Below are 6,865 nucleotides of genomic sequence, written 5' to 3'. Positions count from 1 at the left end.
TAGCTTATACTCTCATGGACAGTATTGGCCAAGTCCAGTTTTTAAAACCGCCATAGGCTGACATTAGTTACTTTGGGCATTCTGCCACCCCCTAAACACCCTGCAGTCTTTGTTCAGAGTCATCCCCCTTAGCTTACACTATACACCCTATGGGTTACCCTGTGGCCTAACATCTTTCCAGATTTTTATCCCCTCAATAAATTGCTTCTTCACAGAAGACGTCAATTAGCAGGTTTCAAAGCATTTTTGTAGCACTTCTTAACTCTGTCTAAATAAATCACTCACTGGCACCGGTTGGCTGGTAAACTGGGAGGCTAAAACTAGGGAATTCCTTTTCCGGGGTTTGGGAATTTTAGCCGTTTTCATCCCCCTCAGCCTAAAACCCTTTCGTCAACAAAATAATTGGAATAGTGCACAGTGATATACTTTTGTTTTTTAAAAAATACAAAAAAGATACTGTTCCTTATTTTAGCAACCACCTCACCCCATCCCCCACGGCTTGTAGAAGTATAGTTAATACCCAGGCTATGCCAGAGAGGTGAGTTAGGGATCGCACCGACTACCCCAAGGAGGTAAGCAGAGGTATACTCAATAAATGGGATGCTAGAAAACTGTAGTGAGGAGAGATAGAAAAACTACCTTGAGTAATTCCTTCTGTTGTCACAAGGGGAAGCCAAAACAATTGAGTTTGTTTGAAGAGACTTCCCCCTATTACCCCCTACCCCGAGAAGAGTTTTCCATGAGTGTTGACTTCCTTTGTCAGTGGAAGCAACGTATTTTTAACTATCAACACCAACAGCGACAATTGTCTTCTAGACAGATTCCTCTTCTTCCAGATTACGGTTGTACTTTAGAGGAAGTAGAAAATTTAGATCCCTTTAGCCTTAAAACCCATACTGAGCAATTTTACCGTTTACCTCAGTATGACCACAGCCACAGTTGCATATATTTTATCCTAGACACTCACTTACCAATACTGCTGTATGTGGGGGAAACGAAAAATTCCCCTAGGCAGAGGTGGACAAGTCACGACTGTAGGGGGTATATAAACAGTTATATTCGTCTCCATCGCCAGTATTCATTACCAGTGACAATCAGAAGTGCATTTTACTGGGGTGTCTCCCATGACAGAAAACTACGTCAAGCCATGGAAAAAAGCCTAATCCTCAAGTGGCGGCCACCCTTTAACAAACAATCATGGCAGTGGTGGGGACAACCTTTTACCCCGAAGATGTAATATTTTCGATGATATAATGGGACAGTGGGGCCACATGACTATAAGAATACACTACCTACAGCATGTACCCTTTGAGGGTTTAGGATATATTGAAACCTGGGCAAAAGAAAATAACTATAGGTTGACAGCCACGCGGTTTTACGAGAATGACAGCCTGCCGGGGATGTCTAGTTTTGACTGGTTAGTAGTTTTAGGAGGACCTATGGGGGTATATGATGAAAACAAGTACCCCTGGTTAAAGAAGGAAAAACAGTGGCTGAAAACTGCTATAGACAACGGTAAGACTATTATAGGCATTTGTCTTGGGGCTCAACTGATAGCTGAAGTTTTGGGGGGGAGGGTGTTTGCCAACAGGAAAAAGGAAATTGGTTGGTTTGCTGTAAAAGTTACAGAAGCCGGGAAAAAAACAGAAATTCTCAGGGATATTCCCTCCTGCCTCATGGCGTTTCACTGGCATGGGGATACCTTCGATATACCAGAGAATGCAATACACCTGATGAAAACGGAAGTTTGCCCTAATCAGGCTTTTTTGTACAAGGAAAGGGTTTTGGCATTACAATTCCACCTAGAGGTGACTGAAGAGACTATTTACCAACTAATTAACCACTGTGGGGGTGAATTGATGGTGGATGATTATATCCAAAAGGCAGAGGAGATTGTCGCCCAAAAACACCTAATACGACAGTGTAATGGGAATCTGAAAAAAATACTAGACTTTTTGGCAAAAACCTAAATTTTATTTTACCAGGAAATTCTACTAGGCCAAGGAAAATGGTATCCTAGATAGGGGACAATCCTTGCAGAATGTTAGAGGATATGGATAGGGGGAGAAAAAACCTGTTAATAACTGGAGGCGCGGGTTTTATAGGTTCTAATTTTGCTAACTACTGGTATAAAAAATACCCAGAGGATAGAATAGTAGTTTTAGACGCCCTAACCTATGCCGGCAACCTCAACAACCTCTCCCCCATTCTAAACGACTCCCGTGTTGTCTTTGTCAAGGGGAATATCTGTGATGCTCCTCTGGTCTCTAAAATTCTACAACAGTACCAGATAGAGATAATAGCCCACTTTGCCGCAGAATCCCATGTGGATAGGTCCATTTTAGCACCAGAGACCTTCATCCAAACCAATGTGGTGGGTACATTTACCCTCCTAGACAGTTTCCGCCACTACTGGGAGAAAGAAGGCAAACCCCCCCATTTTCGCTTTATCCACGTCTCTACAGATGAAGTATATGGTAGTTTAGGACCGGGAGATCCCCCTTTTACAGAAAACACACCCTACGCGCCAAATAGCCCATATTCGGCGTCGAAGGCAGGCAGTGACCATTTAGTGCGGGCTTACTACAAGACTTATCAATTACCCACCATTATAACTAACTGTTCCAACAATTATGGTCCTTATCACTTTCCGGAAAAACTAATCCCCCTGGTGTGTATTAACATCCTATTAGGGAAACCCTTGCCGGTATATGGAGACGGGGAGAATATCAGAGACTGGCTGTATGTGGAAGATCATTGTAGGGCATTGGAGCTAGTAATTCATAAAGGCAAACCGGGGGATAGATACAACATTGGCGGAGGTAACGAGGTGAGGAATATAGACTTGGTAAGGCTAATATGCAGGATTATGGACGAAATTGCCCCCAATTTACCCGTCAAGCCGTCAGAAAAACTGATTACCTTCGTCAAGGATAGGCCAGGACATGATTTCCGTTATGCAACGGACAGCAGTAAAATACAAAGGGAATTGGGGTGGCTACCATTGGAAAGTTTAGAATCAGGATTGAAGGCTACCCTCCAATGGTATATAGACAATCCCCAGTGGTGGCAACCTCTTCTTTCCGAGGAGTATCAGGAATATTATCGACGGGTTTATCAGACAGTTTGAAGACGGTTTCAAAGACGCAAAGAGGGTTTAGGCGTATATATCTCAATACGCCCTTTTTTGCATTCTACTGGTAGTTCGATATTTTGAACCCCTACTTTATTCTCACCCCTTTACTCGGACTTTTTTGGGGTGGGGATGGTTTTATTCTCGGACAAGCATAGGGTATAACTTTTTTGATTTCTAACATATTACCGACTCGCCGACAGGAAATCTTATAAACGTATCCCACCCAGAGTTTTTTATTTTTAACCCAGTCGGCAGAGTTTATAAAAGTATATTTAAACTTCTTTATAAAACCGGTTTCCTCGGCAATACGACGCACTTCTTCTACCAATATTGACCTTTGTACGGTAAGATTCTTTTGTAGAGTCCAAACTCCTGTAAACTCCCAAAGTTCTTCTCCTGTTGGTGAAGTTGGCATATTCCCATCCCAAGCTACAATTTGAAGGCTGACTAGCCTATCGTCTTTCATTTTCGGATAACCGCGAAACCAATGTTCTCCCTGAATTTCTGGTTTATTATAGGCTAGCCACAAAAGACGACTGTTTTTGAAGGTAGCATCCAGCTGTAGTCCGTCTGGTAGTATAAGGGAAAAGTTTTTCTTGTCCTCTGTTGGTGGTACTAGTATAGCACGGACCTCGGCTATTGCCTGATGACAGCCATTACCCGGGAGAAGCTTATAGCGTTTTGGGGGAGATTCTCTTTTTTTGTTAGTCTTGAATTTGCCTATCACATTCCGGGAGGAAGGTGTTTTACTATTCTGACTCATAGGATAATTTACTCTGACTACCACTTTTGTCTAATTTTAAGGTTTTTTGGTTAGATTTTCCCGGTTGCTGCTTTGTCAGGGGGGGGATGGGAGTGGGGTGTGGATTTTTTTGTTCATCTAGGATTGTTGTCAATGCCCTTCCCTTTATCTGAGACTATCTTTTGGAATTTTGGCTAGCATTAATTTTAACTGGCTATTTTTTTTTGTTTTTGGAATTTCTCAGCTTAACCCATCTTTTAGGCAAATACCACTGTTTTGTTATTGTAGACCAATACCCGGTTTTGGAGATGTAGTCTGACTGCCCTTGCCAAAACGACTCTCTCCAAATCCTTCCCCTTTCTAATCAAGTCTTTAACGGTATCCCTATGACTGATTCTTACCACATCCTGTTCAATTATTGGCCCTGCATCCAAATCTTCTGTGACATAATGGGCAGTAGCGCCAATTATTTTAACTCCCCTCTGGTAGGCTTGATGGTAGGGTTTCGCTCCTACAAATGCAGGCAAAAATGAATGGTGGATGTTGATAATTTTCTGGGGCAATTTTCTGACAAAATCTGCACTTAGTATCTGCATGTATTTTGCGAGGATAATCAGGTCAATTTTCTTAGAATTTATCAACTCTAGCTGTTTCAATTCCTGTTCTCTTTTATTATCTGGGTTTATGGGGAAATGATAATAGTCTATACCAAATTGTCGGGCAATGGGCTCTAGTTTTGTGTGGTTACTGACAAGACAAACCACCTCTGCCTTTAACTCTTTACTTTGAATTCGCCATAACAAGTCGTAAAGACAATGCTCTTGTTGGCTAACCCAAATTGCTACCCTAGGAATAGTATCAGAAAAGTGTAGCTGCCATTGTGCCTTTAAAGGGGTAGCCACGGCATTGAAGGCATCGGCAATCTCCTCCCTTGCTAACCGGAAGCCTTCTAACTCCCACTCGATACGAGAGAGAAATAAACCGGCTTCTAAGTCAGTATGATGGTCGGCATGAATAATATTACCATTGTTAGTATAAATGAAATTAGCAATTTTAGCCACCAAACCCTTTTGCTCAGGACAGGATACCAGAAGAGTGGCAGTAGTAGCAACCATAATTTTATACAAGACAAGTTTAACCAAGACAAGTTCAGGTAAAACGGATAGGCCCTAAACAATCTTACCCTGTAAGGGTGTTTATAATAGTAGAACCCTAACTTATTCATTCCCCTTTCCATCCCCCTGCCTACTTTATTTTTCCCCTTTTTTGCTACATTCTCCCCGCTTATTGATATTATTTTTCATATTTTTTCTGTAGAACCCCTGCAAAAACTGCCTCCATTGCTACTTCCCTTTTTATAGCTTATGGAAACTGTAAAAATGATTATCATTACACGCAGTTTTTAGGAGTAGTAGAATAATTATCATTCGTATGTATTCAGAACAGAAATATGACTGTATACCCCAAAAACTTAATCCCTACTCCCCTTATAAGGCTTACAAGTCAGAAATGGCACTAATTCTCACTGGTTGATTGTTTTGAAGAGGCTGACTACTCCTGATAACGATTTTTTCCCCTTCTGCTAAACCACTAATAATCTCCACCCGGGAATTACCTCTCTTGCCAACCACCACCTGACGACTGATTACCCGTGGGGGATTAGCTTGGGCATTGACAACAAAAACAGTATTATTATCATTGCTGACGGTTAAAGCCTCCTCTGGGATGACTAAAGAGGGTGTTGCTTTGTCAAACAAAACTCTGGCTAACAATCCCTGTTTAATTTTCCCCTGGGGATTACTGATAAGAATCTCCACTGGAAATTGACGGGTATTGCCTTGGGCCATGGGAGAAATCTGTCTAATCACCCCGGTAAAAGTTTCCCCACCGAAGGCATCTAATCTTACCTGGGTGGTTTTGCCAATGGTAATCTTTTCCAAGTCTAATTCCGAGACGGAAACTTCTACTAAGGCTTGAGTTAAATCGCCAATTTTGACAATCTCGCCACCGTTTTGGATTATATTGCCTTCTTCTGTCAAACGGGCTAATACATAACCGTCTATAGGAGATTTTATTTGGGTAAAAGCCAGTTTTTTCTTTTCCTCGGCAATGGCTGCCTGTTGACTGACAATTCTCCCCTTGGCTGTGGCTACCGCCGCCTTTCTCAATTCTAACTGAGATTGAGCCGCCTTTAAGGCCTGTTTTGCACTTTTTACCTGTGTTTCCGCCAACTCTACTTCCCTTTTGGCTATTGCCCCTTCTTTGTATAAAAATTGTAATCTATTATAATCTGACTCGGCCTGTGCCAGACGGATTTTTGTCGCTTCCACTTCTGCCTGACTTGCCAACACTGCCGCTTCTGCCTCCGCCACAAGAGACTGGAGAGACTTCAACTCTGCCTCTGCCTTTGCCAAGGATGCCCTAGGGATTGTATCATCTAAAATTGCAATGGTGCTCCCCTTAGAGACATAATCCCCTACGTCTACTTTCAATTCTAAAAGTTGTCCCTCAGTACGGGAACGGACTACTACTTCTCGTATAGGTTTCGTAGTGCCAATAAACTCTCGTGGAGGTGTTAAAGATTGTCGCGACACCTCCCCCACGTCTACTGCCGGGATACGGGGGGGAGAGGTTTTTTCCCTGGCAAGGGATTGGTTTTGATTCTGGTTATTAAAATAACTACATGCCATTATGGGGGATAGCAGAAGGAGGAGGCAGGCTAGTTGAAGTGGTGGGGTGTTTATGGCCCTCATAATTGCCAGTCCAACAAGAATCTGTTCTATTGTATCATGGAGAGATTGATTGCCAATTTTATGGGGTGAATAATGGAGTTAAATCTTTTATTCAGTTTGGCTAATTTATATGTAATTCCCCTCTGGATGATTATGATTTTTTTGCCTCAGTGGGGGTTGACTCAGAGAATCATGAAATCCTATCTGCCATTCATCCCTCTCATTTTGCTTTACATTTACCTGTTTGCCATTAGT

General features: G+C 42.2%; 7 protein-coding genes. 4 read left to right on the top strand and 3 right to left on the bottom strand.

Annotated features, from left to right (window positions below):
• The first annotated feature begins 739 nt into the window (after positions 1 to 739).
• From IGQ44_10100 to rfbB, 3 genes are all read left to right on the top strand, one after another.
• Positions 740 to 1,237, top strand: coding sequence for a GIY-YIG nuclease family protein (locus IGQ44_10100; GenBank protein HIK38325.1), 498 nt, complete (start codon positions 740 to 742; stop codon positions 1,235 to 1,237).
• 40 nt (positions 1,238 to 1,277) lie between these two features.
• Positions 1,278 to 1,970, top strand: a complete 693-nt coding sequence (locus IGQ44_10095; GenBank protein ID HIK38324.1) for a type 1 glutamine amidotransferase — start codon at positions 1,278 to 1,280, stop codon at positions 1,968 to 1,970.
• A gap of 83 nt (positions 1,971 to 2,053) precedes the next feature.
• A complete protein-coding gene (gene rfbB / locus IGQ44_10090) occupies positions 2,054 to 3,130 on the top strand; it encodes a dTDP-glucose 4,6-dehydratase (GenBank protein HIK38323.1) in 1,077 nt (358 codons plus the stop codon).
• A gap of 91 nt (positions 3,131 to 3,221) precedes the next feature.
• Here the strand turns inward: rfbB and IGQ44_10085 are convergent, their stop codons facing one another.
• The 3 genes from IGQ44_10085 to IGQ44_10075 form a co-directional block, all read right to left on the bottom strand.
• Positions 3,222 to 3,899, bottom strand: a complete 678-nt coding sequence (locus tag IGQ44_10085; protein HIK38322.1) for a hypothetical protein — start codon at positions 3,897 to 3,899, stop codon at positions 3,222 to 3,224.
• Positions 3,900 to 4,135: 236 nt separating this feature from the next.
• Positions 4,136 to 4,993: a formyltetrahydrofolate deformylase gene (gene purU / locus IGQ44_10080; protein HIK38321.1), complete on the bottom strand. Its 858-nt coding sequence runs from the start codon at positions 4,991 to 4,993 to the stop codon at positions 4,136 to 4,138.
• Positions 4,994 to 5,374: 381 nt separating this feature from the next.
• Complete coding sequence (locus tag IGQ44_10075; GenBank protein HIK38320.1) at positions 5,375 to 6,631, bottom strand: efflux RND transporter periplasmic adaptor subunit; 1,257 nt, start codon at positions 6,629 to 6,631, stop codon at positions 5,375 to 5,377.
• A 72-nt stretch (positions 6,632 to 6,703) separates the two neighbouring features.
• Between IGQ44_10075 and IGQ44_10070 the strand changes: the two genes are divergently transcribed.
• Positions 6,704 to 6,865, top strand: a 162-nt coding sequence (locus tag IGQ44_10070; GenBank protein ID HIK38319.1) for a DUF4281 domain-containing protein, incomplete at its 3' end; no start/stop codon positions are given.

Origin of the sequence: Geminocystis sp. M7585_C2015_104 (assembly GCA_015295805.1) — a bacterium.
GTDB lineage: Bacteria > Cyanobacteriota > Cyanobacteriia > Cyanobacteriales > Cyanobacteriaceae > DVEF01.
The sequence above is the reverse complement of the archived record's forward strand: the minus strand, read 5'-3'. Positions and strand labels throughout refer to the sequence as shown.